General features: G+C 62.3%; 29 protein-coding genes. 15 read left to right on the top strand and 14 right to left on the bottom strand.

Annotated features, from left to right (window positions below):
- Window positions 1–227: 227 nt before the first annotated feature.
- A complete protein-coding gene (locus tag C5J22_RS14935) occupies window positions 228–1,232 on the top strand; it encodes a D-glycerate dehydrogenase (RefSeq protein ID WP_105438834.1) in 1,005 nt (334 codons plus the stop codon).
- Between the two features lie 4 nt (window positions 1,233–1,236).
- Here C5J22_RS14935 and C5J22_RS14930 read toward each other — a convergent pair whose 3' ends face one another.
- The 3 genes from C5J22_RS14930 to recF are packed head-to-tail and all read right to left on the bottom strand — an operon-like array spanning window position 1,237 to window position 3,675.
- On the bottom strand, window positions 1,237–1,722 hold the full coding sequence (locus C5J22_RS14930) for a GNAT family N-acetyltransferase (protein ID WP_105438833.1): 486 nt from the start codon (window positions 1,720–1,722) through the stop codon (window positions 1,237–1,239).
- Window positions 1,722–2,507 (bottom strand): molybdopterin-synthase adenylyltransferase MoeB, encoded by a 786-nt coding sequence (locus tag C5J22_RS14925; protein ID WP_105438832.1) that lies wholly within the window; start codon window positions 2,505–2,507, stop codon window positions 1,722–1,724. Before C5J22_RS14925 ends, C5J22_RS14930 begins: the two co-directional genes overlap by 1 nt.
- A gap of 43 nt (window positions 2,508–2,550) precedes the next feature.
- A complete protein-coding gene (gene recF / locus C5J22_RS14920; protein WP_105438831.1) occupies window positions 2,551–3,675 on the bottom strand; it encodes a DNA replication/repair protein RecF in 1,125 nt (374 codons plus the stop codon).
- A 373-nt stretch (window positions 3,676–4,048) separates the two neighbouring features.
- On the opposite strand from recF, the gene C5J22_RS14915 reads away from it, so the two are divergent.
- The 3 genes from C5J22_RS14915 to C5J22_RS14905 all read left to right on the top strand — a co-directional run bounded on the left by C5J22_RS14915 (window position 4,049) and on the right by C5J22_RS14905 (window position 6,390).
- A complete protein-coding gene (locus C5J22_RS14915) occupies window positions 4,049–5,548 on the top strand; it encodes a globin-coupled sensor protein (RefSeq protein ID WP_105438830.1) in 1,500 nt (499 codons plus the stop codon).
- Window positions 5,549–5,645: 97 nt separating this feature from the next.
- Window positions 5,646–6,191, top strand: coding sequence for a cupin domain-containing protein (locus C5J22_RS14910; protein WP_105402312.1), 546 nt, complete (start codon window positions 5,646–5,648; stop codon window positions 6,189–6,191).
- Window positions 6,184–6,390, top strand: a complete 207-nt coding sequence (locus C5J22_RS14905; protein WP_105438829.1) for a SlyX family protein — start codon at window positions 6,184–6,186, stop codon at window positions 6,388–6,390. The genes C5J22_RS14910 and C5J22_RS14905 overlap by 8 nt, the downstream gene beginning before the upstream one ends.
- Window positions 6,391–6,488: 98 nt before the next feature.
- On the opposite strand, the gene C5J22_RS14900 is transcribed toward C5J22_RS14905, so the two are convergent.
- Window positions 6,489–7,091 (bottom strand): TetR/AcrR family transcriptional regulator, encoded by a 603-nt coding sequence (locus C5J22_RS14900; protein WP_105438828.1) that lies wholly within the window; start codon window positions 7,089–7,091, stop codon window positions 6,489–6,491.
- A 172-nt stretch (window positions 7,092–7,263) separates the two neighbouring features.
- Here C5J22_RS14900 and C5J22_RS14895 point away from each other — a divergent pair, with 172 nt between their 5' ends.
- Window positions 7,264–7,512 carry a hypothetical protein gene (locus C5J22_RS14895; RefSeq protein ID WP_105417633.1) on the top strand — a complete coding sequence of 83 codons (249 nt, stop codon included), beginning with the start codon at window positions 7,264–7,266 and terminating at the stop codon, window positions 7,510–7,512.
- An 89-nt stretch (window positions 7,513–7,601) separates the two neighbouring features.
- Window positions 7,602–8,183 (top strand): LysE family translocator, encoded by a 582-nt coding sequence (locus tag C5J22_RS14890; protein WP_205837185.1) that lies wholly within the window; start codon window positions 7,602–7,604, stop codon window positions 8,181–8,183.
- 204 nt (window positions 8,184–8,387) lie between these two features.
- On the opposite strand, the gene dnaJ is transcribed toward C5J22_RS14890, so the two are convergent.
- From dnaJ to C5J22_RS14870, 3 genes are all read right to left on the bottom strand, one after another.
- Window positions 8,388–9,518 (bottom strand): molecular chaperone DnaJ, encoded by a 1,131-nt coding sequence (gene dnaJ / locus C5J22_RS14880; RefSeq protein ID WP_105417033.1) that lies wholly within the window; start codon window positions 9,516–9,518, stop codon window positions 8,388–8,390.
- A 97-nt stretch (window positions 9,519–9,615) separates the two neighbouring features.
- Window positions 9,616–11,517, bottom strand: a complete 1,902-nt coding sequence (gene dnaK / locus C5J22_RS14875) for a molecular chaperone DnaK (RefSeq protein WP_105417035.1) — start codon at window positions 11,515–11,517, stop codon at window positions 9,616–9,618.
- 196 nt (window positions 11,518–11,713) lie between these two features.
- Window positions 11,714–14,191, bottom strand: coding sequence for a transglycosylase domain-containing protein (locus C5J22_RS14870; protein ID WP_105438826.1), 2,478 nt, complete (start codon window positions 14,189–14,191; stop codon window positions 11,714–11,716).
- Window positions 14,192–14,387: 196 nt separating this feature from the next.
- Between C5J22_RS14870 and C5J22_RS31180 the strand changes: the two genes are divergently transcribed.
- The 7 genes from C5J22_RS31180 (at window position 14,388) to C5J22_RS14840 (ending at window position 16,836) form a co-directional block, all read left to right on the top strand.
- Window positions 14,388–14,561 (top strand): hypothetical protein, encoded by a 174-nt coding sequence (locus C5J22_RS31180; RefSeq protein ID WP_172716916.1) that lies wholly within the window; start codon window positions 14,388–14,390, stop codon window positions 14,559–14,561.
- A gap of 149 nt (window positions 14,562–14,710) precedes the next feature.
- Entirely contained in the window at window positions 14,711–14,893 is a 183-nt protein-coding gene (locus tag C5J22_RS14865; RefSeq protein WP_046638101.1) for a hypothetical protein, read from the top strand.
- Between the two features lie 119 nt (window positions 14,894–15,012).
- Complete coding sequence (locus C5J22_RS14860) at window positions 15,013–15,216, top strand: hypothetical protein (RefSeq protein ID WP_105402320.1); 204 nt, start codon at window positions 15,013–15,015, stop codon at window positions 15,214–15,216.
- Between the two features lie 132 nt (window positions 15,217–15,348).
- Entirely contained in the window at window positions 15,349–15,591 is a 243-nt protein-coding gene (locus tag C5J22_RS14855) for a hypothetical protein (RefSeq protein ID WP_105438825.1), read from the top strand.
- A gap of 93 nt (window positions 15,592–15,684) precedes the next feature.
- Window positions 15,685–15,879, top strand: coding sequence for a hypothetical protein (locus tag C5J22_RS14850; RefSeq protein ID WP_105402322.1), 195 nt, complete (start codon window positions 15,685–15,687; stop codon window positions 15,877–15,879).
- A 297-nt stretch (window positions 15,880–16,176) separates the two neighbouring features.
- Window positions 16,177–16,389 (top strand): hypothetical protein, encoded by a 213-nt coding sequence (locus C5J22_RS14845; protein WP_172716915.1) that lies wholly within the window; start codon window positions 16,177–16,179, stop codon window positions 16,387–16,389.
- Between the two features lie 75 nt (window positions 16,390–16,464).
- Complete coding sequence (locus tag C5J22_RS14840; RefSeq protein ID WP_105417041.1) at window positions 16,465–16,836, top strand: hypothetical protein; 372 nt, start codon at window positions 16,465–16,467, stop codon at window positions 16,834–16,836.
- Here C5J22_RS14840 and C5J22_RS14835 read toward each other — a convergent pair.
- Window positions 16,833–17,300 (bottom strand): YbaK/EbsC family protein, encoded by a 468-nt coding sequence (locus tag C5J22_RS14835; RefSeq protein WP_105438824.1) that lies wholly within the window; start codon window positions 17,298–17,300, stop codon window positions 16,833–16,835. The genes C5J22_RS14840 and C5J22_RS14835 overlap by 4 nt on opposite strands.
- A 472-nt stretch (window positions 17,301–17,772) precedes the next feature.
- Here C5J22_RS14835 and C5J22_RS14830 point away from each other — a divergent pair, with 472 nt between their 5' ends.
- Window positions 17,773–17,982: a cold-shock protein gene (locus C5J22_RS14830; RefSeq protein ID WP_007754264.1), complete on the top strand. Its 210-nt coding sequence runs from the start codon at window positions 17,773–17,775 to the stop codon at window positions 17,980–17,982.
- A 481-nt stretch (window positions 17,983–18,463) separates the two neighbouring features.
- On the opposite strand, the gene C5J22_RS14825 is transcribed toward C5J22_RS14830, so the two are convergent.
- Together C5J22_RS14825 and C5J22_RS14820 are read right to left on the bottom strand one after the other, a co-directional pair.
- A complete protein-coding gene (locus C5J22_RS14825) occupies window positions 18,464–19,852 on the bottom strand; it encodes a M20/M25/M40 family metallo-hydrolase (RefSeq protein ID WP_105438823.1) in 1,389 nt (462 codons plus the stop codon).
- A gap of 130 nt (window positions 19,853–19,982) precedes the next feature.
- Complete coding sequence (locus tag C5J22_RS14820; RefSeq protein WP_046602923.1) at window positions 19,983–20,414, bottom strand: MarR family winged helix-turn-helix transcriptional regulator; 432 nt, start codon at window positions 20,412–20,414, stop codon at window positions 19,983–19,985.
- Window positions 20,415–20,828: 414 nt separating this feature from the next.
- Here C5J22_RS14820 and polA point away from each other — a divergent pair, with 414 nt between their 5' ends.
- Window positions 20,829–23,819: a DNA polymerase I gene (gene polA, locus C5J22_RS14815; protein WP_105438822.1), complete on the top strand. Its 2,991-nt coding sequence runs from the start codon at window positions 20,829–20,831 to the stop codon at window positions 23,817–23,819.
- 9 nt (window positions 23,820–23,828) lie between these two features.
- Here the strand turns inward: polA and C5J22_RS14810 are convergent, their stop codons facing one another.
- From C5J22_RS14810 to C5J22_RS14795, 4 genes are all read right to left on the bottom strand, one after another.
- Entirely contained in the window at window positions 23,829–24,125 is a 297-nt protein-coding gene (locus C5J22_RS14810; RefSeq protein ID WP_105438821.1) for a hypothetical protein, read from the bottom strand.
- 78 nt (window positions 24,126–24,203) lie between these two features.
- Window positions 24,204–24,803: a phosphonate metabolism protein/1,5-bisphosphokinase (PRPP-forming) PhnN gene (gene phnN / locus C5J22_RS14805; protein ID WP_105438820.1), complete on the bottom strand. Its 600-nt coding sequence runs from the start codon at window positions 24,801–24,803 to the stop codon at window positions 24,204–24,206.
- Window positions 24,803–25,942, bottom strand: a complete 1,140-nt coding sequence (locus tag C5J22_RS14800; RefSeq protein ID WP_105438819.1) for an alpha-D-ribose 1-methylphosphonate 5-triphosphate diphosphatase — start codon at window positions 25,940–25,942, stop codon at window positions 24,803–24,805. The genes phnN and C5J22_RS14800 overlap by 1 nt, the downstream gene beginning before the upstream one ends.
- Window positions 25,939–26,652 (bottom strand): DUF1045 domain-containing protein, encoded by a 714-nt coding sequence (locus C5J22_RS14795; RefSeq protein WP_105438818.1) that lies wholly within the window; start codon window positions 26,650–26,652, stop codon window positions 25,939–25,941. Before C5J22_RS14795 ends, C5J22_RS14800 begins: the two co-directional genes overlap by 4 nt.

The raw sequence follows: 26,652 nt of genomic DNA, 5'->3' as shown, positions 1-26,652 counted from the left end.
TCGGGCTTTCGGGAACCTCGCGAGGTTTTGTTTGTCTTCGCTGACGGGTCTGGTAGAAAACGCCCTGGATGAATTGAATATCGCGCGACTTGGTTAAGGACCTCCTAAAGCAGGTCGCCCGAAAGCGGGTGCCGGTTTCGGGATAACGACATATGTCGAACAAAGCTTGAGGCACGCACCCCGGATACGTTCAGGTTCGTGCTTCAGGGCGTCAGGCAGAGAGTTTCATGACGGCGAAGAAGAAACCCAAGGTCTACATTACCCGTAAGCTGCCGGATGCGGTGGAAACCCGCATGCGCGAGCTGTTCGAGGCCGAACTCAATATCGACGACACGCCCCGGTCGCGCGAAGAGCTGGCGGCCGCCATGAAGTCAGCCGACGTGCTGGTGCCGACGGTGACCGACCGTATCGACGAGGCGCTGATCGAGGAGGCCGGGCCGCAACTCAAGTTGATCGCCAGCTTCTCCAACGGCTTCGACCATATCGACGTCGATGCCGCCGCGAAGAAAGGCATCACCGTCACCAACACGCCGAACGTACTGACCGAGGACACGGCAGACATGACCGTGGCGCTGATCCTCGCCGTCAACCGGCGGCTCGCGGAGGGTTCGCGCATCCTGACCGACAAGCCGGGTGAGTGGACGGGCTGGAGCCCCACCTGGATGCTCGGCCGGCGGATCTGGGGCAAACGTATCGGCATCGTCGGCATGGGCCGCATAGGCACCGCTGTCGCGCGCCGCGCCAAGGCTTTCGGCCTGTCGATCCACTACCATAACCGCAAGCGCGTCAGCCCCGCGACGGAAGAAGAGCTGGAGGCGACCTATTGGGACAGCCTCGACCAGATGCTCGCCCGCGTCGATATCGTCTCGGTCAATTGTCCCTCGACGCCGGCGACCTTCCATCTTCTGTCGGCGCGGCGCCTGGCGCTGATGCAGCCGACCTCGATCATTGTCAACACCGCCCGCGGCGACATCATCGACGAGGCGGCGATGATCCAGCTTTTGCGCGACAACAAGATCGCCGGCGCCGGTCTCGACGTCTACCAGAACGAGCCGGCGGTGAACCCGAAACTCGTCAAGCTCGCCCATCAGGGCCGGGTCGTGCTGCTGCCGCATATGGGCTCGGCAACGATCGAGGGCCGGATCGACATGGGTGACAAGGTGATCATCAACATTCGCGCCTTCTTCGACGGCCACCGCCCTCCGAACCGGGTGCTTCCGGGCCGCAACTGATCTTTTACCCCAGCCGCTTCTGCATCTCGATGGAGGTGATGCGGGTGAAGCCCGGATGAGAGTTTTCCGCCGTCTTGGCGAAGCCCCATCGTGCGAAGGCCGCGTGATTGGCGGTCAGTTCAATGCGGGTTTCGAGCCGCAGCGCCGGAAGGCCTCTTTCCCGGGCGATCGCTTCCGCCACCGACAGTAGCCGGCGGCCGATGCCCTTGCCCTGGCTGGCCGGGGCGACGGCGAGCTTGCCGATATAGAGGAAGCCCGGCTCCGGTTTGCAGAAGACGCAGCCGGCGAGCCTGCCGCCTTCGATCGCCGCAAACGCGATCTCGTCGCGGGCCTTCCGGGCGAGCGAGGCGAGCGTCAGGCGATGTGCGGAGGAAGGCGGATCGATGACGTCGTCCATATAGGCGAAGGAGGAGAGGATGAGTGCCAGAAGCTCGTCCCAGCGCCCGAAATCGTCGTCGATGCGGACAATCTCAACCGCGGCGTGCTCCATCACTCGGCGGCAGCCTTGGCCGTGCGGCGCTTGTATTTGATCATGTCGAAGCGAGCCGACAGCGAATCGTAGAGCATCAGCCGCCCGATCAGGGGCTCGCCGATGCCGGTCACGAGCTTGATCGCCTCCATCGCCATCAGCGTGCCGACCACCCCCGTCAGTGCACCCACGACGCCGGTCTCGGCGCAGGACGGGATCAGTCCCGCCGGCGGTTTTTCCGGAAAGAGATCGCGATAGCCGGGATTGAGAACGCCGTCCGGTCCCGTCTCGTACGGCTTCATCACCGTCACCGAGCCGTCGAACCGGCCGACCGCGCCGGTCACCAGCGGAACCCGGGTGGTTTCCGCGGCATCGGCGGCCGCATAACGGGTGTCGAAATTGTCGGAACCGTCGATCAGCAGATCGAACAGGGCGAGCTTGCGGGCCGCCCATTCGGCGGAAAAACGCTCCTCGAAATCGACGACGCGGACATGCGGGTTGAGCCGGGCGATCGCCTCGCGGGCGCTCCTGGTCTTCATCTCGCCGATCGTGCCGGTATCGTGGATGACCTGCCGCTGCAGGTTGGAAAGGGAAACGCGATCGTCGTCGATGATCCCGAGCGTGCCGATGCCGGCGGCGGCCAGATACTCGAGGATCGGCGCACCGAGCCCGCCGGCGCCGATCACCAGCACGCGGGCATTCTTCATCTTCTGCTGCCCCGCGCCGCCGATTTCCGGCAGCAGGATATGACGGCGGTACCGCTCGATCTCGTCTTGGCTCAATTTTTCCGGGGTCAGGCTTTCCATGATGCAATCATATCACTGGCCGCCGGGCCGCGTAAGGTGGATTTCAAACGCTGATGCCGCCATGCGCGACGGTAAAGAACTGTGCCCGGTCGGCCAGCGCGGAAAACATCGCCCGGTCCGTGCCGGTCATGAAGGACTGACCGCCGAGACCGTGAACGAGATCGAAGAGAGCAGCCCGCCGGCCTTCGTCGAGATGGGCGGCGATCTCGTCGAGCAGCAGGATCGGCGCGTAACCGGTCATATCGGCGGTGAGCCGCGCATGGGCGAGCACGAGGCCGATCAGCAGCGCCTTCTGCTCGCCCGTCGAGCAGCGCTCGGCCTCCATGTCCTTCTCGCGATGGCGCACCAGCAGGTCGGAACGGTGCGGTCCGTCGAGCGTGCGGCCGGCGGCGGCATCGCGGCCGCGGCCGTTGCGCAGCATGTCGAGATAGTCTTCTTCGAGATCGGCTGACGGGCGGTCCATCGCGCCATCCATGAAACCTTCGAGCGCCAGCACCGGCGTCGGGAACGGCGTCTCGCCGGAACTTGCCGATAGCCTTCTCAGAAGCCCGAGCATCTCCTGCCGGGCGGCGGCCATGGCGATGCCGAGACCGGCCATCTGCGCCTCGATGGCCGACAGCCAGGAAGGATCGAAACGGCCTTCCGACAATAGCTTGTTGCGGCTACGCATGGCGCGCTCGAAGTCGCTCGCCCGCCGGCCATGCCCGGGATCGAGCGACAGGACGAGGCGATCGAGGAAACGGCGGCGGTCCGACGAGGCACCGGTGAACAGCCCGTCCATCGCCGGCGTCAGCCACAGGACGCTCAGGTGGTCGGTAAGCTCCTCGGTCGATTTGGCCGGGGTGCCGTTGATCCTGAGCTTGCGGGTAACGCTTTCGCCTTCGCCCGGCTCGATGCCGGTGCCGATCGAAACCTCGCCGTCCATGCCGTCGACATCGGCAAAGATGGCGAACCCGCCGGCGGCGCCAACGCGCGTCACGTCGGACAGCACGGCGCGGCGCAGTCCGCGGCCGGGCGACAGGAAGGAAACGGCTTCCAAGAGATTGGTCTTGCCCGCGCCGTTCTCGCCGGTCAGCACCACATGCCGCCCGTCGAGCGGCAGCGCCGCTTCCGCATAATTGCGGAAATCGGTGAGCTTCAGCCGGGAAAGGGAGGTCTTCTGTGCCATCGGGAATCTTAGGGTTTCGTGAAACAGGAGCTAAGGGCTCGAAGCCTGGATGGCAAGCTTTTGCTTGGAGAGCGTCATCCCTCAGCCTAAGCCGTTCTCGGGGGGAGTTGGCGAGCCTAACTGCTTGTTGGTATCTGTCCGCCTTAAGCTGGACAAATTTCGGTGGGGCAGGCGGCGGCCTCGCTCGCGAACATCTTGAGAGAAGATTTCATTAGAATGGGCATTTTCAATGCAACTCTAATTTATAACTACCCAAAACTGAGGGGTTATGGCTAACAAGAAGTTAAAGGTTGGCTGTTAGAAATGACCATGCACGCATACGCATGTCATATCCGATTGGCCGCGTGGACCCTTTCAATTCCGGAGACCTCCCATGGAAGACCAGAACCACAAAGCCGATCTCGCCGAGCGCCTGGAATTTATCGGCCTTGGTCAGGAGCAGCGCCGGTCTCTGGCCGAGGTCCGGCCCGTCATCAAGGAAACGGTCGGCGACGCGCTCGATGCGTTCTACCGCAAGGTGAAGAGCAACCCGCACACTGCCAAATTTTTCTCCAACGATGCGCATGTCGCCCACGCCAAGAGCCGTCAGGCTGCCCATTGGGAAGGCATCGCATCCGGCAAATACGATGACAATTATGTGGAGGCGGTTTCCACGATCGGCCGCACCCATGCCCGGCTCGGTCTCGAACCGCGCTGGTATATCGGCGGTTACGCGCTGATCCTCGACGGCATCATCCGCGCCGTGGTGGCCCGCGAGATGACCGGATTGTTTCAGGCGAAGAAGGCGAAGGTTCTGTCCGAACATCTCTCGGCGGTGGTCAAGGCTGCGCTGGTGGACATGGACTACGCCATCTCGGTCTATCTTCAGGTGTTGAGCGACGAGCGCCAGAAAGCCGAGGCAGAGCGGGAGAATGCCAAGGCCGAGCAGGACACGGCGCTTGCCGCGCTCGATGGCGCCCTGAAGAGCCTTTCCGATGGCGACCTGACATCCGAACTCTGGCAGGAACTGGCGCCGAGCTTCGCCAAGCTGCAGCAGAACTACAATTCGTCGATCTCCGAGCTTGACGCGGCGATGCGCGAGATCAGCACTTCGGTTGAACAGGTGCGCGCCGAAGCCGGCGGCATTTCGTCGGCTTCCGAAAACATCGCCAGGCGCGCTGAACAGCAGGCTTCGGCGATTGAGCAGACGGCGGCGGCACTCGAAGAAATCACCACGATTTCCGGCCAGGCCGCGCAGCGGACCCGCGAAGTGCAGGAGATCGTGCGCGAATCCGCCTCAGAGACGGTTCGATCGGGCAAAGTGGTCGAAGAGGCGATTGCCGCGATGGGCGATATCGAGCAGTCCTCGCAGAAGATGACCCAGATCATCGGTGCCATCGACGAGATCGCCTTCCAGACCAATCTTCTGGCGCTCAATGCCGGCGTGGAAGCGGCCCGCGCGGGCGAGCAGGGCAAGGGTTTTGCCGTCGTCGCGCAGGAAGTCCGCGAACTGGCGCAGCGCTCTGCCGCCGCCGCCAAGGAGATCAAGGAGCTGATCGACCAGTCTTCGTCTGACGTTCACCGCGGCGTCGAGCTGGTCAACAGGACGGGGCAGGCGCTGGTCGGCATCGGCGGGCGGGTGAAGTCGATCGACGACCATATCTCGTCGATTGCCCGCTCGGCCCAGGAACAGGCTTCCGGCATCGAGGAAATCAATTCCGCGATCCGCAGCATGGACCAGATCACCCAGCAGAACGCCGCTCTGATGGAAGAGACCAATGCCTCGACCCGGAGCCTCGTCGGCATCAGCAGCCGGCTGGCGTCGCTGCTCGGCCACTTCAAGACGAAGGCCGTGCGCGAGACGCGTACCGAGCGTCCGCGGCTGCGTGCCTGATCTTCGGCCCGGAATCCGGTCCAGAATTCGGCCAGAAACATGGACCGGGCGGCGCCGGTCGGCTAGTGTCCTGTGGTTTTCCGAAGGAGGCCGCGACATGACCGACAGAGACCGCCCGTCCTGCATCGCCCATTGGGCCGAAGTGGAAAAGCCCGAGGAAGGGCATTACCGCGGCGACGACGAGCTGATGGGGTTCGGCGCGCCGCTGGCCCGCCATTTTGGCCTGACGCGGCTCGGCATCCATCATGAGCGGTTGCCGCCGGGGCGACGCACCTCCTTTCCGCATGCCGAAAGCGCCGAGGAGGAGTTCGTCTACGTGATCGAGGGAACGCCGGAAGCCTGGCTGGATGGCGAGGTCTATCCGCTGAAGCCGGGCGACTCGGTGGGCTTTCCGGCCGGCACCGGCTTGGCGCACACCTTCATCAACAATACCGATGCGGAAGTACGGCTGCTGGTGGTGGGCGAGGCTTCCACGCATGCGAACCGTATAGTTTATCCCAAGCATCTCGACATGAAGCCGATCCGCTCCGACTGGTGGGATGATGCGCCGGTGCGGCCGCTCGGACCCCATGACGGCATGCCGGACGCGGTTCGTGCCGAAAAAGCGGCCAGGAAGGCCGCGAAGGAAGATTCAGGTGAGTGACGAACAAAGACTGGTTAAGCTCGAGGAGCTGGCCGCCCATCAGGCCAAGGTGATCGAGGAATTGTCCGATCAGCTCGCCGAGCAATGGAAGGTGATGGAACAGGCACGTGCCAAGCTCGACCGGCTGACCGAGCGGTTCCTGTCGCTGGAGGAGACCTCGCTGGAAGCGCCGGCCGTCACCAGACCGCCGCATTATTGACCGCCCGGTTGCCGCTCAGGCGGCGCGGGGCATGCGCCGCCTGAGCGCGACATATTTCCTCGACCGATTGGACACGGACGGACGGATATTCCGGAGACCTACTGTGCCTTTAAGCCGTGCACGAGGTGGCGAACCACGAGGCGCAGCTGTTCAGGCGCAATCTCCAGCCGGTCGGTGAGCAGCCGTTTCCACACGAAGCTCGTTATGATCTCCATGGCAAGCTCGGGTACGACCCAATCGGCCACTTCGTCTCGGGCCTTTGCCCGGCGGAATATCTCGCCGCCCTGCTGGTATCGCTCGGCCATGTAGCCCGCGAGCGCCTTGCTGGCCGCCGGGTCGGTCTGGGCCTCGGCGATGACGGAGCGGAAAACCGCGCCTCCATGGCCGGTGTTCCAAAACTCGAGCAAGTCGCTCAGGAGCTGGAAGATATCCGTCTCGATCGCGCCGGTATCAGGTGCGATATCGACGAATTTCTGGCGGTGGTAGACATCCAGAAGCAGGATCGTACGCGTCGGCCACCACCGATAAATCGTCGGTTTGCCTGCGTGGGCTCGCCGGGCCACGGCCTCGATCGAAAACGATCCCAGCCCGCCCTCGACAAGAATTTCCTCCGCAGCCCGGAGAATGGCGTCCTGGCTGGCGGGGTTGCGCTGGGCGCCGATCGACGTGCGGCGCGCCTCCGCCGCCTTTTTCCCCGTCATGCGGACCCCCCAAGCAAAATTTTATTCGACATCACAAGAGTCCTACTTGAACGAAACGGCTCGTTTCGTTATATGAGCTCCATGGAAACGGACCGTTTCTATGGAGCTCATAGTGACCACAGCAACTTTAACCCTCAGTTCCGATAGCAGAAATCAAGCCATGGAGGCGCAATTGCAGACCGTACCCGCTCGCGTCAACCCTTCGAAGGCGCGTCTCGCCCTCGTAATGATCCTCGCCATCTATCCGTTGATCACCGTACTTCTCTATATCCTCGCGCCACTCACCGAAGGTTGGGCCGTGTGGCATCGAACGATCCTGATCGCGCCGATCATGGTGCTGTCGATCGTATTTGTCGTCTCGCCGGCAATCCAGAGATATTTCGGCTGGTTCGTGGCCCGCATGCCTTCGCCGACAAAATAAGCAGGTTTGACGGGTGTCAATCGGCATGCTGAAAATGCTGATAGAGAGGAAGAGGCCGGACCGTGCCGGCCACTTCGACAGGCAGTTGCATGACCCTTCCGGAATTCACCCTCGCCATCCTCCTGCTTCTCTGCACGCCGGGGCCGACCAACACGCTGATGGCGCTTGGCGGGTATGCGCGCGGCTGGCTGAGGGGCCTGCCCCTGATCGCCGGCGAACTCGGCGGCTATCTGCTGGTGATCGTGCCGGCGGCAACGCTTGCGGCGCCTTTCTTCGATGCCTATCCGCAGGCGCTGGTCTGGGCGAAGCTCGCGGCGGGTATTTGGGTTCTTTATCTCGGCTATCGCCTGTGGATGTCCGAAAAGCAGGCGAAGGAAGCGGTGGAAGTTTCCGTCCGCCAGGTCTTCGTCACGACGGTGCTGAACCCCAAGGCGCTGATCATCGCGCTCGTCATCATGCCGCATGGCAGCCTGCCGGAACTCGCGCCCTGGCTCGCGCTATTTGCCGGACTGGTAATCTGTGCCGCCAATGGCTGGATCGCCTTCGGCAGCCTGATGCGGCGAACGGAGCGTTTCGAGGTGAAGCCGATCGTCGTGCGCCGCGCTGCCGCTGCCTGCCTCGTCCTCTTCGCAATGATCCTCGCCAGCGGATCGATCCAGTCGCTGGCCTGACCCCCTCGCTTGCGATCGTCGATGTCGAGCACAATCCGGAAGAGATCGCCCGCCCCTGGAGGCGAACCGCGCGGGCCGGCATCTATGAGCCGCATATGGTGAGCGATCCGCGCAGCGGTGTCCACGACACCTTCTAGGCGCCCAACGAAAAAGCCGCCCGCAACGGCCTGTTGCGGGCGGCTTCAAAATTTAGGATTGAGAAGCTCAGCTCTCGAAGAATTCCTTCATCCGGGCGAAGAAGCCCGTCGATTCCGGATTGTTGTCCTTCGAGGACAGTTCCTCGAATTCCTGCAGCAGCTCGCGCTGCCGCTTGGTGAGCTTCTGCGGCGTCTCGATCTGGATCTGGATGTAGAGATCGCCCGTCTGGCTGGACCGCAGCACCGGCATGCCCTTGCCCTTCAGGCGGAACTGCTTGCCCGGCTGGGTGCCTTCCGGCACCGTCACGCGGGATTTGGTTCCATCCAGAGTGGCCACGTCGAACGTGCCGCCAAGGGCGGCCGTCGTCATCGAGATCGGCACGGCGCAATAAAGGTCTGCGCCGTCGCGCTGGAAGAACTGGTGCGGTTTCACCGACAGGAAGATGTAGAGATCGCCCGCAGGCCCGCCGCGCGTGCCGGCTTCGCCTTCGCCCTGAAGGCGAATGCGGGTGCCGTCTTCGATGCCGGCCGGGATGTTGACCGACAGCGAACGTTCTTCGGTGACGCGGCCCTGGCCGTGGCACTTGCCGCAGGGATCGGTGATCGTCTGGCCGCGGCCGTGGCAGGTCGGGCAGGTGCGCTCGACCGAGAAGAAGCCCTGGGATGCGCGCACGCGGCCGGAGCCCTGGCAGGTGCCGCAGGTCTTAGGCTGGGTGCCGGGCTTGGCGCCCGAACCGGAACAGACGTCGCAGGTGATCGAGGTCGGTACCCGGATCTGCGCCGTCTTGCCGGAAAAGGCTTCTTCCAGCGTGATTTCCATATTGTAGCGAAGATCGGCGCCGCGTTCGCGACCGCCGGTCGAGCGCCGGGCACGACCGCCGCCCATCATTTCGCCAAAGATATCTTCAAAGATGTCGGAGAAACCGCCGGCGCCCGCGCCCGAGAAGCCGCCGCCACCGCCCATTCCGCCCTGTTCGAAGGCGGCATGGCCGAAGCGGTCATAGGCCGCGCGCTTCTGGGGATCCTTCAAGGTCTCGTAGGCTTCGCCGAGCTCCTTGAACTTCTTTTCGGCTTCTGCGTCGCCCGGATTCTTGTCGGGATGATATTTCATCGCGAGCTTGCGGAAGGCGCTTTTCAGCTCCTTCTCATCGGCTGTCCTGCCGACACCCAGCGTTTCGTAAAAGTCTGCTTTTGCCATGGAGGTAACCGGCTCCGGAAAGGATTCCGGCTGCACGAAGGCAGCCGGATACTCAAGTCAACTATGGTCGAGGTCTGGCCATCAGGCAACCGGCGGATCAGGCGGACTTCTTGTCGTCCTTGACTTCCTCGTAGTCGGCATCGACGATATCGTCCTTGCCACCCTCGGAGCCTTCGCCGCCTTCGGCCTGCTGGGCCTCATAAATGGCCTGACCAAGCTTCATCGATACTTCCATCAGGACCTGCGTCTTCGCCTGGATGTCATCGGCGTCCGGCTCGGAGGCTTCGATGGCGGTCTTCAGCGAAGCGATCGCATCCTCGATCGCCTTGCGGTCGGTCTCGGAAACCTTGTCGCCATATTCCTTCAGCGACTTCTCGCTGGAGTGAACGAGGCTTTCGGCCTGGTTCTTGGCTTCGACGCCGGCGCGGCGCTTCTTGTCGGCTTCGGCATTGGCCTCGGCGTCCTTGACCATCTTTTCGATCTCGGCGTCGGAGAGACCGCCGGAAGCCTGGATGCGAATCTGCTGTTCCTTGCCGGTGCCCTTGTCCTTGGCCGAAACCTGGACGATGCCGTTGGCGTCGATGTCGAAGGTGACTTCGATCTGCGGCATGCCGCGCGGCGACGGCGGCAGGCCGACGAGGTCGAACTGGCCGAGCAGCTTGTTGTCCTGGGCCATTTCGCGCTCGCCCTGCGATACGCGGATCGTCACGGCCTGCTGGTTGTCCTCGGCGGTCGAGAAGACCTGGGACTTCTTGGTCGGGATCGTCGTGTTGCGGTCGATCAGGCGGGTGAAGACGCCACCGAGCGTTTCGATGCCGAGCGACAGCGGGGTCACGTCGAGCAGCAGAACGTCCTTGACGTCGCCCTGCAGAACGCCGGCCTGGATGGCGGCGCCGAGAGCGACGACTTCATCCGGATTGACGCCCTTGTGCGGCTCCTTGCCGAACAGCTGCTTGACGACTTCCTGGACCTTCGGCATGCGGCTCATGCCGCCGACGAGAACCACTTCATCGATTTCGGCGGCGGTGACGCCGGCATCCTTGAGGGCTGCCTTGCACGGTGCGATGGTGCGCTGGACGAGATCGTCGACCAGGCTTTCGAATTTGGCGCGGGTCAGCTTCAGGGTCAGGTGCTTCGGACCGGAAGCGTCGGCCGTGATGAACGGCAGGTTGATTTCGGTCTGCTGCGAGGAGGAGAGTTCGATCTTGGCCTTTTCGGCAGCTTCCTTGAGGCGCTGCAGGGCGAGCTTGTCGTTCTTCAGGTCGATGCCCTGGTCCTTCTTGAACTCGTTGGCAAGATATTCGACGAGACGCATGTCGAAGTCTTCACCACCGAGGAAGGTGTCGCCGTTGGTCGACTTCACTTCGAAGACGCCATCGCCGATTTCGAGGACCGAGATGTCGAACGTGCCGCCGCCAAGGTCGTAGACGGCGATCGTCTTGCCGTCCTTCTTGTCGAGGCCATAGGCGAGAGCGGCTGCCGTCGGCTCGTTGATGATGCGCAGCACTTCGAGACCTGCAATGCGGCCGGCATCCTTGGTTGCCTGGCGCTGTGCGTCGTTGAAGTAGGCCGGTACAGTGATGACGGCCTTTTCGACCTTTTCACCGAGGTAGGATTCAGCGGTTTCCTTCATCTTCTGAAGGATCATCGCGGAAACCTGTGCGGGGGAATAGTTCTTGCCCTGGGCCTTGACCCATGCATCGCCATTGTCGCCCTTGACGATATCGAAGGGGACGAGGCCCTTGTCTTTTTCAACCGTCGGATCTTCGTAGCGGCGGCCGATCAGGCGCTTCACGGCGAAGAGGGTATTGGTGGGGTTGGTGACCGCCTGGCGCTTGGCCGGCTGGCCGACGAGGCGTTCGCCGTCATCGGAAAATGCGACCATGGAGGGCGTGGTACGCGCGCCTTCGGCGTTCTCGATCACCTTTGCATCTTTGCCGTCCATGATGGCGACGCAGGAGTTGGTGGTACCGAGGTCGATGCCAATTACTTTTGCCATTTTCTTCTCTCTCCTTTAAGCGAACCATCGGAACCCCTCAAAGGCATTCCACTGACAGTTCCTCGACTGGGATGGTACGCAGCATCGGCTGCGGTCATGCGGCGTATATAAGGACGGGTTTTTAGGACTGCAAGGCGAGAAATCGCCCGGATCCTAGCAAAAAGAACAGTTTGCCGAGCAATACTGTCAATACGCTTCACTGCCCCATGATCAGGTCGAAAAGCGTTGTCTGCCGCGGCTGGTCTCTGGAGCCCGCAACGCCTACGTCGCCGGGCGGAACGGGGCCGCCGCCGATCGCTCCCGGCGGCACCGGAGCGGACGAATCATAGGGGCCGCGATACTGGCGATAATCACGGACCGGAACGTCGCCGGGCGGCACTACATCGCCACGGCGGCCGCGGTCGCCATAGACCGGCCTGTTGTCGTAGATCTGTCCGTTGTTCCTGTTGTCGTATCCCTGGTTGTCGCCATAGACGGGCCGCACGCGGGCGGGTTCCCGTTCGATCGAGGCGGAATCCTGGGCGGGAGGGCGCGGCGCCGGCGGATAGTCGGCGGGGAGTTCGTCCTGGGTTCGGCGGCCACCGGGCAGGATGCCGGAAATAATATCGCCGATCGTCGTTGACGGCGAATCCGGCTGGACTGCGGCCGGCGGCGGCAGATCAAGGGCGCGGCCGGTGCCGAACAGCGGCGTCGGCGTATAACCCTTCATCGCGGACGTCATATATTCCTTCCAGGCCTTTGCCGGCAGACCGCCGCCGGTTACCTTCTTCATGAAGGCGCCGTCGTCGTTGCCGAACCAGATGCCGGTCGTCATGATGCTCGTATAACCGACGAACAGCGCATCGCGGAACGATTGGGTGGTGCCCGACTTGCCGGCTGCCTGCCAGCCGTCGATCCTGGCGGCCTTGCCGGTACCCTCGTTGATGACGCGGTTCATCATGCCGTTCATCGTCGCCGCCACCGGCTCGCTGAGCACGCGCGGCGGGTTGGCGTAATCGGCCTCGTAAAGCACCTTGCCGTCCGGATCGATGATACGCTTGACGATATGCGGCGTCGCCTTATAGCCGCCGTTCATGAAGGATGCGTAGGCAGACGTCAGCTCGACCAGCGAGACTTCCGAGGTGCCGAGCGCGATCGAAGCATTTGCCTGGATGTCGGAATCGATGCCGAGCCGGTGGGCGAGGCTCACCACCTTGTCGGGACCGACCTGCATGGCCAGCTGCGCGGCAACCGTATTCAGCGATTGCGCGAAGGCCGAGGCGAGCGTCACCGGGCCGCGGTATTTCTCGTCGAAATTCTCCGGCGACCAGTTGCCGATCTTGACCGGTGTATCGTTGACCATCGAGTCCGGCCGGGCGCCGGCTTCGAGTGCGGCGGCATAGACGAAGGGTTTGAAAGCCGAACCCGGCTGGCGCTTTGCCTTGACGGCGCGGTTGAACTGGCTCGTCGCATAATCGCGGCCGCCCACCAGCGCCCGGATCGCGCCGGTCGCATCGACCGAGACGAGGGCCGCCTGCGAGGCGTTGAGCTTGCCGCCCTCCTTCTTGAGGACATCGTTCAGCGACTTTTCGGCGGCGGCTTCGAGGCGCATGTCGAGCGTGGTCTCAACAGTCACATCGACTTTCGGCTCACCGATCAGGCTCTTCACCTCGTCGACGACCATGTCGGCGGCATAATGCTGGGCGCCGGTCCAGTAGCGCTTCGCCTTGGCCGGCGGCTGCGACATGGCACTCTTGAGGTCGCTGTCGGTGATGTAACCTTCCTCGCGCATCGTGCCGAGCACGACCTGGGCGCGCGCCTCCGCTGCCTTCGGATCGCGGGCCGGCGACAGGCGGGAAGGTGCCTTGAGGAGGCCGGCAAGCGTTGCCGCTTCGCCGAGATTCGCGTCGCGGGCGGACTTGTTGAAATACCGCCGCGAGGCGGCCTCGACGCCATAGGCGTTCGAACCGAAGAACACCCGGTTCAGGTACATGGCGAGGATCTGGTCCTTGGTGAACTTGTGCTCCAGCCAGAAGGACAGGAGCACCTCCTGGATCTTGCGTTCGAACGTGCGGTCCGGCGACAGGAACAGGTTCTTGGCGAGCTGCTGGGTGATCGTCGAACCGCCCTGGATCGGCTGGCCGGTCAGGTTGTTGACCAGGGCGCGCGCCAGGCCCAACGGATCGACGCCGAAATGCGAATAGAAACGCCGGTCCTCGATGGCGATCACCGCCTGCGGCAGGTAGGGCGACATCTCCTCAAGCGCCAGGGCCTCGCCGCCGGTCGAGCCGCGATTGGCGACGACCGAGCCATCGACCGCGGTGATCTTCATGTTCGCAGGGCGGTCCGGGATCGACCAGGTACTGGCGGCCGGCATTTTAGCGCCGTAATAGAGCACCAGCCCGCCGACTGCGATGCCGGCCCAGATGCCGAGCACGAAACACCAGTAGACCAGCCGCTTGAGCGGCGAGAAGAGCCCGCCGCCCTGGCGACGGATGGAGGCTTTCCTGTCGCGGGAGGGACGGGCGCGTTCCGGGCGATCGGAACGCTCGTCGCTTTCGGCTTTCGATGGACGTCTGCCAGGCCGGCCGTTGCCCACGATCCGCTCATCTGCGTCGAGCCGCAAATCGCCACTCGGCCGCGAACCTTCGAACGACGGTTCAACGCGTTTGTCTGATTTGCCTCTGGCTGCCATGGTGAGCCGGCATACCCCCGTTACGCGCCTGTCAAAACAGGCTGTTACTCGAATGTCTGATCGCCCAAGCCTTTGGCTGGACTCTAAATGCGGCGATTTAAGGAGGCGTAAAGGACGCGCTTATTTGGCCGGGTCTTGAACCGCTTGACTTCCGTCTCCATTTATGAGAACAAATAGAGAACATTTGGAGGTACTGATGAGCAGAACCGAACAGGTGATCGAACGTGCAATGGCCGCAGTCGCGGCATCGAAGGCTCTCCGCGAGGCTGAAGCGCAGCGTCGGCGCGAGACGTTCCAGAAGATACAGATCGCCAACCAGCGACGCCCGAATATTCCCAAAGGAATTCAACTGCCGCTGGATCTCCATTGAAATGCCGCAACGCCCTGGAGGGCCGGGCGTTGGCCTATGTCACAAAAGCTGCCCGATACCGCATCCAACCTTAAAAAAATCCGATTCCTGATGGAACAAGGAGGCAAGATCCGCGTTACGACGGATTCCACCTTGGAGGAGGGGAGGACATGCAGAAAATAGTCGAGGCAGTCGTCCGAAATGGCGACCAGCGCGTCCCGGTCGGGCTGGTCAGCGTCAAGCAGGCACTTGAAATGCCTGAAAGGGGAATGCTGGAGTTCAGCCACCCCGCTTATGAAGCCGGGAAGACTGATATTTTCGTCAATCGCGAAACCCTTTCAAAACTGATGTAATCGCCGCGAAGCGATGAAACAGGCCGTATGAGGCAACCTGAAAACGCGAATTCGTGATTTCGGGTTCATCGCACTACGGGTTACCTTTGCACCCGCAACCACAGCGAAAGGAGAATGGCATGAAGACAGTTCTCGTAATCGCCGCCGTGCTCGGCCTGTCATCCACCGCAGCCCTTGCGGAATGCGCCGGCCACGACGTCACGGCTTCCGCCAAGGTGGACAAGGAAGTCACTACGGCAAGCATCGCGCCTCCGAAAGTGGACCCGCGCGAGGAAGCCGTCGTGCTAAAGCAGTCCGAAGGACAGGCTAAAGTCACCGAATAATGGTTTTGCCCGCGCCGGCCCTGTCGGCGCGGGTTTCCATTCCCTTCAGACAAAGGCCTGCCCTTTCAGATGGGAAGCTGGAGACGGAACCTCGCGTTCCGTTTGGGTGTTGTTTCCGAAAAGGAGACTTCAATGGCCAAAAAACCTCTCGCTGCCGGCTTTACCGGTGATGTCGCCGAAGAGACAGGCGTTGGTGCCCGTACGAAATCTGCCGTTCATCATGTCAAGGACGAGGCGGGCATGGTCGCCGCCCACGCCATCGACCATCCGGCCGCTACCGGCTCGGCAATTGCTACCGTCGGTCTGCTCGGCCTGGCGATAGGCTACATGCTTGGCATGTCGTCCGCCTCCCGCGACCGGCGCCGGTATCGCTGAAGGCGAGTGAGGTTTTCTTCGGGAATACTGGCCGCCCCGCGGAACCGTGGCTGGCCTCAGTCGTTGGTTTCCTGACAGGAAAAGGAGGCCATCATGCCCAATCGAGACCCTATCCCCGCTCCGAGCCCTCAGCCGCGCGGGCCGACACCGGCGGGCGGCGTACCCGATCGAACCCAGGAAAAACCGCCATTGACGCCTGCACAGGATCCGGGCGACAGCAAGAACCCGCAGGATCCGACGCTCAATCCCGCCCTGATGCCGACCGGCGATCCGGCGGGCATGGCATAAGCCGTCATTGGACCTTCATGCCTCGTCCTTAGACACCTGGAGGACCCGTATAGGTAGTAACCCGTACGGGTCCACCCTTATATTACACCCGTCTATTATTGTTATTGTCAATTTATTAGCCAAGGCTCAAAATCCTCCCTCCTGTGGCTTGTAGACCTTTTTGTTCCTCGGGCGCCGACAAGGCCGGCGCAAGTCTGTCGCAATAGAAGGCCGCTGGTAAGTTTCTCCAGCCGCCATTGTAGAGCAGGGCGAGGAGAATGGTCCGCCGGTCGGGCACCGTATGATCGGGAGGGTTATATGCCTACACAGATGGTTAGAAATCCTGTCAATCCGGACCAGCTCAGCTTGCTGCAGCAGGTCTTTGACCAGGCTTGCGCCGAACACCAGATCGACAAGGCGAGCCCCGATGCCGAGGCACTCGCGCTGATCCTCGTGAACTCCCTTCAAAAAGGCTCGGACGACAAGCAAAAGCTCTCGGCGCTGGCCGAGGCGCTGGCGAAAAGCCGATAGGTTCTTGCTTTAAACGAGGAACCTATCAGTCCTTCGGCAGTTGAACGGTCTCTTGAAAAACGCAAGGAGGCCGTAATGGCAGAGCCCGTCAGAAACCTGAACACCCCCGCGAAATCGAATACGCCCTCTTTCGATCACGAACCCGGCGAAAACGTCAGGACCGAGATCGCGACGCTGCGTTCCGAGATTGCCAACCTGCGCGAAATGCTCTCCGAAAAGACCGGTGCCGCCTATGGCAAGGTCACTGAGCGCGCCGGCAATGCTGCGCATTACGTACAGAACGAAGCAAGCTCGGTTGCCGGCACCATCCGCGAACATCCCGCCGCGACCACGACGCTGTTCACCCTGATCGGCGCGATCGGTTTTGCCATTGGCTATGTGGTTGCAACCGCTTCGGCGGAAAGCAAGCACGCCTGGTACGACCGTTACTTGAGCGGCCGCCTCTAAACCGGATCCTGACCGACATCGATCCAGGTCGCTGCGGTCAGGTCCGCCATACGGTCGGGGCTGATGCGCACAGCGGCATTGGTGGCGCCGGCCGCAGGCACGACTTCCGGGAATTTCCGAAGCGACACGTCGCAATAGATCGGGATCCGGGAAGGCAACCCGAACGGACACACGCCGCCGATGGGATGGCCGGTGATCTCGGCCGTCTCGTCACCGCCGAGCATGCGCGGCTTGGCGCCGAAATGATCCCGGAATTTGCGGTTGTCCAGGCGGCTGGTTCCCGACATCACCACGAGCACGATGATTTCCCCGGCGCGCACGCAGATCGTCTTGGCGATCTGCTCGGGCGCCACCCCGTGAGTGAGGGCGGCAAGCGGCACGGTGGCCGAGCTTTGCTCGGTAATGATGACGTGGACATCGGGGGCGTTGGCGGCGAAGAAGGCGCGGACGGATTCGAGGCTCATGCCACTCAAACTGGCTCAGGACGGCGCGGGCTGCAAGAGGACAAAGGAGCTATGCGACAATTGCAATGCTGCACTGCGATATCGTGACTGTTTTTTAAGCTTCGCTCCTGTATGTTCAATTCATCGACGGGCGCACTCCTCCTCCCAGCGCCCCAGATGGGACCGACAACACCTCCTCCTCCCAGTTGTTGGTCAGTTTCGGAAGCCCGGCGCACCTCCTCCCGCGCCGGGTTTTCTGTTTTACGCGCCTTGAAATCGCTGGCTATTTCGCCTTTGAAAGCGCGGCTTAATTTTCCCGATCTTGACCTTTTTGACCGGAGCCATTATCTGGTTCGCCATCGATATTTGTTTGATAGCCAGCACTATGCGCCTCGCGGCGTTTGCGACGATCTCTCTTCAAATACGAAACTTCAACGTTCCAAGCGCTCGAGCGTGGAATAGTCGGTCATATTTGCAAGGGAAAGGCATCGTTATGGCTACCGGTACTGTAAAGTGGTTCAACGCAACCAAGGGCTACGGCTTCATTCAGCCTGACGACGGTTCGCAGGACGTTTTCGTTCACATCTCCGCCGTTGAGCGCGCTGGCCTCGGCCAGCTCAAGGACGGCCAGAAGATCTCCTACGAACTCGTCAGCGACAAGCGTTCTGGCAAGGTTTCCGCAGACCGCCTCCAGGGCGCATGATCTGCTGAAGACCTCAGAGTCGAACTCGCGAAAGGCCGGCTTGTCCGGCCTTTCTGCTTTTCTGGAGCAGGCTCCTCCAGTGTTTAGAGCGATTCTAAACTTAACCCCTTGTAAACGGAAACCTTAGCTCCCATCTTGGGTTCAATAGCGTTTCCGACGCACCGCATGGTCGGGGCTCCAAAGGCCTGAGCGAGCATGTGTGTTACGGCAAATACGGGCGACCGTGCCGTCTTGAGGCAGTTTTCATATCCGCGTTAACGGGATGTTTACTTAACCGAGGGACGATGACCGCTAGAGCCGCAGTGATCTGAAAAGGTCGAAGAGCGGCCGCGTCGGAAATGCTTGTCCCATTTCGAGTGACCACGGATGTACTGGCACCAGTGAATGGGAGTGGAAAGGTCGGGCTTGCCCCGGCCTTTTTGTTTTTAAGGGCCTGACGCGGAGACGCGTCGGGCCCTTCTCCGTTTCAGGCCTGCAGAGGTCAGTCAGCCAGCGCCGCGATGATGCGCGCCCACGAGCGGATACCCTTGTGGAAGGAGCGCAGGTCGTATTTTTCATTCGGCGAGTGGATGCGGTCGTCGCTGAGGCCGAAGCCGACGAGCAGCGATTCCATGCCGAGCGTCTTCTGGAAATCGCCGACGATCGGGATCGATCCTCCGACGCCGACAACCAAGGCCGGCTTCGGCCACTCCTCGGAAAGCGCCGTCTTCGCCTTGGTGAGCACCGGCGAATCGTAACCGAGCTGGATAGCCGGCGAGCCGCCATGCGTCAGGAACTCGACCGAGCAGTCAGCCGGGATCTTCGAGCGCACATAGGCGCGAAAACTCTCGCGGATCTTTTCGGGGTCCTGGCCTCCGACGAGACGGCAGGACACTTTGGCCGACGCCTTAGATGCGATGACGGTCTTGAAGCCCTGGCCTTCGTAGCCGCCGCTGATGCCGTTGAATTCGCAGGTCGGCCGCGCCCAGAGCAGTTCGAGCAGCGAACGGCCCTTTTCTCCGGCCAGTTCCGACAAGCCCACCTCTCCCAGAAAGTCGTCGCGACCGCTGACCAGGTTTTCCCAGGCGGCCTTGATATTGGACGGTGTCTCCTCAATGCCGTCGTAAAAGCCTTCGAGCGTCACGCGGCCGTTATCGTCATGCAGTCCGGCGAGGATTTTCGACAGGATCTGGATCGGGTTTGCCGCAGCGCCGCCGTACATGCCGGAATGAAGGTCGCGGTTGGCGGCGGTGACGATGATTTCTTCGCCGACCAAGCCGCGCAGCGACGCGGTGATCGCCGGCGTATCCGCATCCCACATGCCGGTATCGCAGACGAGCGCGTAATCGGCCTTCAACTCGGCGGCATTGGCGTCGAGGAAGGGTTTGAGCGACGGCGAGCCGGATTCTTCCTCGCCTTCGAAGAGGATGGTGACGCGCACGGGCAGCGAGCCATGCACATCCTTGTAAGCCCGGCAGGCTTCGACGAATGTCATCAGCTGTCCCTTGTCGTCGGCAACGCCGCGGCCCGTCACCACCTTGCGGCCAGCACCGAGTTCCTTGACCTTGGGATCGAAGGGATCATCCTCCCAGAGATCGATCGGATCGACCGGCTGGACATCGTAATGACCGTAGAACAGCACGTGCGGCGCATCGGTGCTGACGCCCGGGTGGTGGCCGACGACCATCGGATGACCGGTCGTATCGCGAACCGACGCCTCGAAGCCGAGATCCTTCAGTTCGGCCACCAGCCACTCGGCCGCCTTGCGGCAATCGGATTTGAAAGCGGGGTCGGTGGAGATCGACTTGATGCGGACGAGGCCGAACAGGCGCTCGAGGCTTGCGGGAAGGTTCTGGTCGGCGCGGTCGAGGACAGCGGAAAGATCGGTCATGGGAAATCCTGTCTTTGAAATGCGAGACCTCGAGCCCAGGAGGCAAGAACGGCCCATCGTTTCGAATGCCCGACCTTGTTAGCAAGTCAGGGGCAGCGGAGACAATGGCAAAGACGCCAACGCCGTTGGCTTAGATCTTGCGTGCGTTCTCGACGATCATCCGCATGTATTCGATCATCAGCTCGCGCTCGAAGCGACGAAAGCCTGAGAACAGGGCCGCATCCGCTTCGGAGGCAGCTTCCACGGCCTGGACTTCTAGCTCGCGGCCGAGCGAGGTCAGCGTGATGATCTGTGCCCGGCGGTCGTTCGGATGGGGGGTGCGCTGAATAAGGCCGTCCCGCTCCATGCGAGCGAGCGTGTTGGCGAGCGTCGCCTGCTCGACCTCCAGCTTGTCGAGGAGCTGCTTCTGTGTCAGCCCGTCTTCCTGCCAGAGTTCGAGCAGGACGGGAAACTGGCCGGGGGAAAAGCCAAGCACCATCGCCCGCTTCTGCAAGGAGCGCGCAAAGCCTTTGGCGAGTTGGCCCGCCAGGTATGTCGCAGAATGCGAGCGGTCGAATCCCATGGCTGGTCTTCATCCCTCCCTGAACGAGCCCGTTTGCGAGCAATATCTGCCAGATATATCGCACGCCATGCTTTCGCCAAGCCTGTGCGAAGATGGGGTAAATGACAAGTCTTTCCTGCGAAAGAGCAATAAAAAACCGCCACGGCAGGGAGGGGACAGCCGTGGCGGTTTCTGATGGAAGGACAAAGGCCCGGAGAGGGGGATAGGCCTTTGTCCGGCCTGGTTCGGCGGGGGACATGCCGGCTGCCAGACTGCGGCGTGATCAATCGCCGGTGAGTAGGAAATGTGGGGTCGAACCGGGCTTTTCAAGAGAAAGCATATTACAAATCGGTAACGTTCCGGTGAGGGGCGGGAGGCTTCGCGGCAGCGAAGTTTTCATGGACGGATCAAATGCCCCACGCTATTCCTTGCGCCATGAAAAAAGGCGATCATCTTTTCCTTATCGACGGTTCCGGCTTCATTTTCCGCGCCTTCCACGCGCTGCCGCCGCTCACCCGCAAATCCGACGGCCTGCCGGTCGGCGCCGTCTCCGGGTTCTGCAACATGTTGTGGAAGCTGCTGACCGATGCGCGCGACACGTCGGTCGGCGTGACGCCCAGCCATTTCGCCGTCATTTTCGACTATTCCGCCAAAACCTTCCGCAAGGAGCTCTACGACGCCTACAAGGCGAACCGTTCGGCGCCGCCGGAAGAACTGATCCCGCAATTCGGCCTGATCCGCCAGGCGACCCGCGCCTTCAACCTGCCCTGCATCGAGACCGAAGGTTTTGAGGCGGACGACATCATCGCGACCTATGCCCGCCAGGCCGAGGCGACCGGCGCCGATGTGACCATCGTCTCGTCGGACAAGGACCTGATGCAGCTCGTGACGCCGAACGTCCATATGTACGACAGCATGAAGGACAAGCAGATCGGCGTTCCGGACGTCATCGAGAAATGGGGCGTGCCGCCGGAGAAGATGATCGACCTGCAGGCGATGGTCGGAGATTCTGTCGACAACGTGCCGGGCATTCCGGGCATCGGCCCCAAGACGGCAGCCCAGCTTCTCGAAGAATTCGGCGATCTCGACACGCTGCTTGCCCGCGCCGGCGAGATCAAGCAGGTGAAGCGCCGCGAGAACATCGTCGCCAATGCCGACCTCGCCCGCCTTTCGCGCCGGCTCGTCTCGCTTCGGCTGGACGTGCCTCTGGACCTCGATCTCGATGCGCTGGTGCTGGAGCCGCAGGACGGCCCGAAACTGGTCGGCTTCCTGAAGACCATGGAATTCGGCACGCTGACGCGCCGCGTCGCCGCCGCCTGCAATTGCGATGCCGATGCTATCGAACCCGCCGTCGTCAACGTCGAATGGGGCCAGGCCGCCCGCGGCCCGGACCTCGATGCCGGCGGCGTGGCAGCGGTCGACACCGGCGAGGCGGCGGCAGAAGCGCCCGCTCATCCCGCCAAGGCGCCGGTCGCCAAGGGCACGGAGGCGGCAACGCCGGCCGGACTTGCACAGGCCCGCATCGAAGCCTTTGCCAAGGCCAAACTCGATCCGAGCTGCTACGTGACCATCCGGGACCTGACGGTGCTGGACGACTGGATCCGCGCGGCCCAGGAAACCGGTCTCGTCGCCTTCGATACGGAGACCACGTCGCTCGATCCGATGCAGGCGGAGCTGGTCGGGTTTTCGCTGGCGCTCGCCGATAATATCGCCAATCCGTCCGGCCTTGAGGTCCGCGCGGCCTATGTGCCGCTGATCCACAAGACCGGAGTGGGCGATCTGCTCGGCGGCGGGCTTGCCGAAAACCAGATCCCGACCCGGGAAGCGCTGGCGCGCCTGAAGCCGCTTCTGGAGGACCCGTCGGTCCTGAAAGTGGCGCAGAACCTGAAGTTCGACTACCTGCTGATGAGGCGTCATGGCATCACCGTCGAGGGTTACGACGATACGATGCTGATGTCCTATGTGCTGGAGGCTGGCAAGGCGAACCACGGCATGGACGCGCTGTCGGAGCGCTGGCTGAACCACAAGCCGATCACCTTCAAGGAAGTTGCCGGCAGCGGCAAGGCGGGCGTCACTTTCGATTTCGTCGATATCGACAAGGCGACCGCCTATGCGGCGGAAGACGCCGACGTGACGCTGCGCCTGTGGATGGTGCTGAAACCGCAGCTGGCGGCCGCGGGCCTGACCCGCATCTATGAACGGCTCGAGCGGCCGCTGGTCTCGGTGCTCGCCCGCATGGAAGAGCGCGGCATCACTATCGACCGGCAGATCCTGTCCAGGCTTTCCGGCGAGCTTGCCCAGCGGGCCGCCGCCTTCGAAGACGAGATCTACCAACTGGCAGGAGAAAAATTCACCATCGGTTCGCCGAAACAGCTCGGCGACATCCTGTTCGGCAAGATGGGCCTGCCGGGCGGCGCCAAGACCAAGACCGGCCAGTGGTCGACCTCGGCCAGCGTGCTGGAAGACTTGGCTGCCGAAGGTCATCCCCTGCCGCGCAAGATCGTCGACTGGCGTCAGCTAACAAAGCTGAAATCCACCTACACGGACGCGCTGCCGGGTTACGTTCACCCGGAAACGAAGCGGGTCCACACCTGCTATTCGCTTGCCTCCACCACCACAGGCCGCCTTTCCTCTTCGGAACCGAACCTGCAGAACATCCCGGTGCGTACGGCGGAAGGTCGCAAGATCCGCACCGCCTTCATCTCGACGCCCGACCATAAGCTGGTCTCGGCCGACTACAGCCAGATCGAGCTGCGCGTACTTGCGCATGTGGCGGACATTCCGCAGCTGCGCCAGGCCTTTGCCGATGGGATCGACATTCACGCGATGACGGCCTCGGAAATGTTCGGCGTTCCGGTGGAAGGCATGCCGAGCGAAGTGCGCCGCCGCGCCAAGGCGATCAACTTCGGCATCATCTACGGCATCTCGGCCTTCGGGTTGGCCAATCAGCTGTCGATCGAACGCTCTGAAGCGGGCGACTACATCAAGAAGTATTTTGAGCGCTTCCCGGGCATCCGCGATTACATGGAAAGCACCAAGACTTTTGCCCGCGAGAACGGTTACGTCGAGACGATCTTCGGCCGCCGGGCGCATTATCCGGAGATCAAGTCTTCCAACCCTTCGGTGCGTGCCTTCAACGAACGTGCGTCGATCAATGCGCCGATCCAGGGTTCGGCCGCCGATATCATCCGCCGGGCAATGGCGAAGATGGAATCGGCGCTGGAAACGACCGGACTGAACGGAAAGGCCCGCATGCTGCTGCAGGTGCACGACGAACTGATCTTCGAGGTCGAGGATGAGGAGATCGACAAGACCTTGCCAGTGATCATCTCGACCATGGAGCACGCGGCCATGCCCGCGATCTCGATGCGGGTGCCGCTGAAGGTCGATGCTCGCGCCGCCAGCAATTGGGACGAAGCGCACTGAGCCTAAGGCTCAGTGTTCCTGCGGATAGAGAGACAGAAGCGCGGTCGAAAGCAGTTCGTCCGCATAGGTGCAGGCGGTGAGCCGCGCATCCTCCGGCATGTTCATCTCGTGACAGCGCTGGTGCACGGCTTCGAGAACGAGGTTGCTGATCCCGCGGGCGTGTTCGATGTCCGCGTTCTCGGACGTGTCCATGGCAAGCGCCAACGCCGTCATGGAGACGATTTCCAGAACAACGACGCGCGCTTCCAGATCGATGGCAGTTGCCCTATCGGGACGTTGCCCTTCGCGCGGCTTGCTCTGGCCCATGGCTTTTGCCTTTCCTAATATAAGGAAAGGAACATAGAGCCGGACCCGGGGCTTTAAAGAAGGATCGAACGTTTTTCGCTAACCAATCGGGTGACTCGCAAGGCAACCGTTGAGAGCCTCGACCAAGGCCCTGCCGGCCTCTTCCAGCGATCCGCTATTGTCGATCGTCACCACCTCGTAGTCGCCGGTCACGGTCAGCGAGCTGCGTTCGAGACGCCGAAGTATCTCCTCGCGCGTTTCCCGTCCGCGCGCTTCGAGCCGGGCCGCGAGCACGTCCAGGCTGGCGGTGATGTTGATGACCACCAGCGACGGATAGACATCCTTGAACCGGGCAAGCGCGGAACGCGAGCCGTTGGCAACGACCAGCTGGCCTCTTGCTATGGCCGCTTTCGTCTCGACGGGAATGCCGTATCGCAGGCCGTGGGCACCCCAGGAGACCGCAAAACGGCCTGCCTGTTCCAGAGCCTCGAATTCCGCTTCGGAAACGCCATCATGGTCTTCACCGCCGGCGGCCGCGTTGCGGGTGATGACGCGCCGTACGAAGACGACGTCATCGCGGCCCTCGAAGAACCGGGCGGCATAGGCCATCAGCGTGTCCTTGCCGGCCCCGCTCGGGCCGACGACCGCGACCATGCAGCCGCTTCGCTCTGGTTCCGTTGCTGTCGGCCTGGCGTCCATCAGGCGACCCGCCGGCCTTCCCGCCAGACGGCGCGGGAGACGGGAACCCCCTCCTCGTGATGGACGCGGACGATATCGGCACGCAGGCCGGTCGCGATCCGGCCCCGGTCGTCGAGGCTGACGGTGCGGGCAGGGGTCGATGTTACCATGGCGAGCGCCTTCGGCAGCGAGATGCTTTCAACCTCCGAGGCGAGCACGAAGGGCGCATGCAGCAGGCTGAGCGGCACGTAATCGGAGGAGAGCACGTCGAGCACGCCACGCTCGGCAAGGTCGCGAGCGGCGATATTGCCGGAATGCGACTTGCCGCGAACGATGTTCGGGGCACCCATCAGCACGCTCATGCCCGCTTCGTGCGAAGCCTTTGCCGCATCGAAACTGGTCGGGAATTCCGCCAGCCGAACGCCGTTGTCGATCGCTTCGCCCACATGGGAAAGCGTCGCGTCGTCATGGCTTGCGACTGTAATGCCATGCTCGGCGCAGATCTTGGAGATCGCAACGCGGTGCGGCGTCGCATTGCGTGCCGATTCTTCCTGGCGTTTGGCCACGAAAGCGGCGAATGCCTCGTCGCTGAGGCCGCGCTTCTTCTGGTAGTAGAGCGTGTATTGATCCATCGTCTGGAACTGCCGCTGGCCCGGCGCGTGATCCATCAGCGAGACGAGCCGGACATGCGGATCGTTCTCGAAGTCGACGAAATGCTCCATGCAATTGTCGGCGGAGACTTCGCAGCGCAGATGCAGGAAGTGTTCTGAGCGCAGGCGGCCATAGGCGGCGGCAGCGGCAATCGCGTCCGCCATGTCGCGCATTTCGCCATGGGCAAAGCCGCCGTCCTCATCGGCGCCCATGCGCAGGCAGTCGAAGACGGTGGTGATGCCGGAGGTTGCGATCTGTGCGTCATGGGCCTGGATCGCCGCCGTGGTGTTCCAGCGGACGCCCGGACGCGGCGAATAATGCTGTTCCAGATGGTCGGTATGAAGTTCGACTAGGCCCGGGATCAGATAATCGCCCTCGAAATCCTCGCCGGCATGGACATTGCCTTCCGAGATATCGGTGATCTTGCCGTTCCGGATCTGGACGGAACCGGAGATCACGCTGTCCTCGAGCACGATGCGGGCATTGGTGAGCACGAGTTCGGCGGTCATGATGCGGTCTTTCTGTTTTCGAAGGCGGACGCCAGCGGAAGCCAGCGATGGGCGATGAAGGGTGCGCCGCGCTCCGGCTCTACGAAGATGGCGAGCCCATCGACGGTCAGCGGCGCGTTGGCGAAATCGGCAAAGCGGCGGTCGAGCTCGCGGCGCATGATGGGCGCCTGCTCGGGCGGAACCTGCCCGGTCAACGTCATGTGGAAGCGGAACTCGTCCATGACATAAGGATAACCCCAGCGGTCGAGATTGGCGCGCTGGGCCGAGCTTAACATATCAGGTTTACGCCGCGCGATGTCGGCCTCAGACAACGGCGCGCGAAAATGTTCGAACTCTTCGACGACGCGTCCGGCAAAATGCTGGAGCTCCGGGTAAATGGTATCGGGAACCAGCGCGAAGAACCGCCCCAGTTGGCCGACGATGACGTTCGGGATGTCGAACGCCGTGGTCTCTGCGGCAAAGCGTTCGGCGGCCCTGATCAGCTCGGCTTCCGTCCGGTCCGGATGCAGCTCGAACGGCGCCTTGAGCGTCGCGTGAAAGGCGTAGCGCCGCGGATCGGCAGTCAGTTCATGGACGGTGTCGCGGGACAGGCCTTCGACATCGGGCGTCGGAAACGTCTCAGCAGTAAAGGCGTCATGGCCGAGCCAACGCGCTGCCGCCTTCGTCAGCGGATGGTTCTCGGCGGGCGAAAAATAGAGAGCGTAGCGCAA

The organism is Neorhizobium sp. T25_13, from assembly GCF_002968675.1.
Lineage (GTDB): Bacteria > Pseudomonadota > Alphaproteobacteria > Rhizobiales > Rhizobiaceae > Neorhizobium > Neorhizobium tomejilense.
Note: the sequence above shows the minus strand (reverse complement) of the source record. Positions and strands in the feature narration are given on the sequence as shown.

Coding starts and splice junctions, on each gene's coding strand:
- C5J22_RS14835 (WP_105438824.1), bottom strand. CDS start 17,300: ATGAGCCTCGAATCCGTCCGCGCCTTCTTCGCCGCCAACGCCCCCGAT.
- C5J22_RS14870 (WP_105438826.1), bottom strand. CDS start 14,191: ATGGCAGCCAGAGGCAAATCAGACAAACGCGTTGAACCGTCGTTCGAA.
- C5J22_RS14900 (WP_105438828.1), bottom strand. CDS start 7,091: ATGACGGGGAAAAAGGCGGCGGAGGCGCGCCGCACGTCGATCGGCGCC.
- C5J22_RS14830 (WP_007754264.1), top strand. CDS start 17,773: ATGGCTACCGGTACTGTAAAGTGGTTCAACGCAACCAAGGGCTACGGC.
- phnN (WP_105438820.1), bottom strand. CDS start 24,803: ATGGACGCCAGGCCGACAGCAACGGAACCAGAGCGAAGCGGCTGCATG.
- C5J22_RS31180 (WP_172716916.1), top strand. CDS start 14,388: ATGAGCAGAACCGAACAGGTGATCGAACGTGCAATGGCCGCAGTCGCG.
- dnaJ (WP_105417033.1), bottom strand. CDS start 9,518: ATGGCAAAAGCAGACTTTTACGAAACGCTGGGTGTCGGCAGGACAGCC.
- C5J22_RS14890 (WP_205837185.1), top strand. CDS start 7,602: ATGACCCTTCCGGAATTCACCCTCGCCATCCTCCTGCTTCTCTGCACG.
- C5J22_RS14935 (WP_105438834.1), top strand. CDS start 228: ATGACGGCGAAGAAGAAACCCAAGGTCTACATTACCCGTAAGCTGCCG.
- polA (WP_105438822.1), top strand. CDS start 20,829: ATGAAAAAAGGCGATCATCTTTTCCTTATCGACGGTTCCGGCTTCATT.
- C5J22_RS14930 (WP_105438833.1), bottom strand. CDS start 1,722: ATGGAGCACGCCGCGGTTGAGATTGTCCGCATCGACGACGATTTCGGG.
- C5J22_RS14855 (WP_105438825.1), top strand. CDS start 15,349: ATGGCCAAAAAACCTCTCGCTGCCGGCTTTACCGGTGATGTCGCCGAA.
- C5J22_RS14865 (WP_046638101.1), top strand. CDS start 14,711: ATGCAGAAAATAGTCGAGGCAGTCGTCCGAAATGGCGACCAGCGCGTC.
- C5J22_RS14810 (WP_105438821.1), bottom strand. CDS start 24,125: ATGGGCCAGAGCAAGCCGCGCGAAGGGCAACGTCCCGATAGGGCAACT.
- C5J22_RS14840 (WP_105417041.1), top strand. CDS start 16,465: ATGGCAGAGCCCGTCAGAAACCTGAACACCCCCGCGAAATCGAATACG.
- C5J22_RS14860 (WP_105402320.1), top strand. CDS start 15,013: ATGAAGACAGTTCTCGTAATCGCCGCCGTGCTCGGCCTGTCATCCACC.
- recF (WP_105438831.1), bottom strand. CDS start 3,675: ATGGCACAGAAGACCTCCCTTTCCCGGCTGAAGCTCACCGATTTCCGC.
- C5J22_RS14800 (WP_105438819.1), bottom strand. CDS start 25,942: ATGACCGCCGAACTCGTGCTCACCAATGCCCGCATCGTGCTCGAGGAC.
- C5J22_RS14925 (WP_105438832.1), bottom strand. CDS start 2,507: ATGGAAAGCCTGACCCCGGAAAAATTGAGCCAAGACGAGATCGAGCGG.
- C5J22_RS14820 (WP_046602923.1), bottom strand. CDS start 20,414: ATGGGATTCGACCGCTCGCATTCTGCGACATACCTGGCGGGCCAACTC.
- C5J22_RS14915 (WP_105438830.1), top strand. CDS start 4,049: ATGGAAGACCAGAACCACAAAGCCGATCTCGCCGAGCGCCTGGAATTT.
- C5J22_RS14845 (WP_172716915.1), top strand. CDS start 16,177: ATGCCTACACAGATGGTTAGAAATCCTGTCAATCCGGACCAGCTCAGC.
- C5J22_RS14850 (WP_105402322.1), top strand. CDS start 15,685: ATGCCCAATCGAGACCCTATCCCCGCTCCGAGCCCTCAGCCGCGCGGG.
- C5J22_RS14910 (WP_105402312.1), top strand. CDS start 5,646: ATGACCGACAGAGACCGCCCGTCCTGCATCGCCCATTGGGCCGAAGTG.
- C5J22_RS14825 (WP_105438823.1), bottom strand. CDS start 19,852: ATGACCGATCTTTCCGCTGTCCTCGACCGCGCCGACCAGAACCTTCCC.
- dnaK (WP_105417035.1), bottom strand. CDS start 11,517: ATGGCAAAAGTAATTGGCATCGACCTCGGTACCACCAACTCCTGCGTC.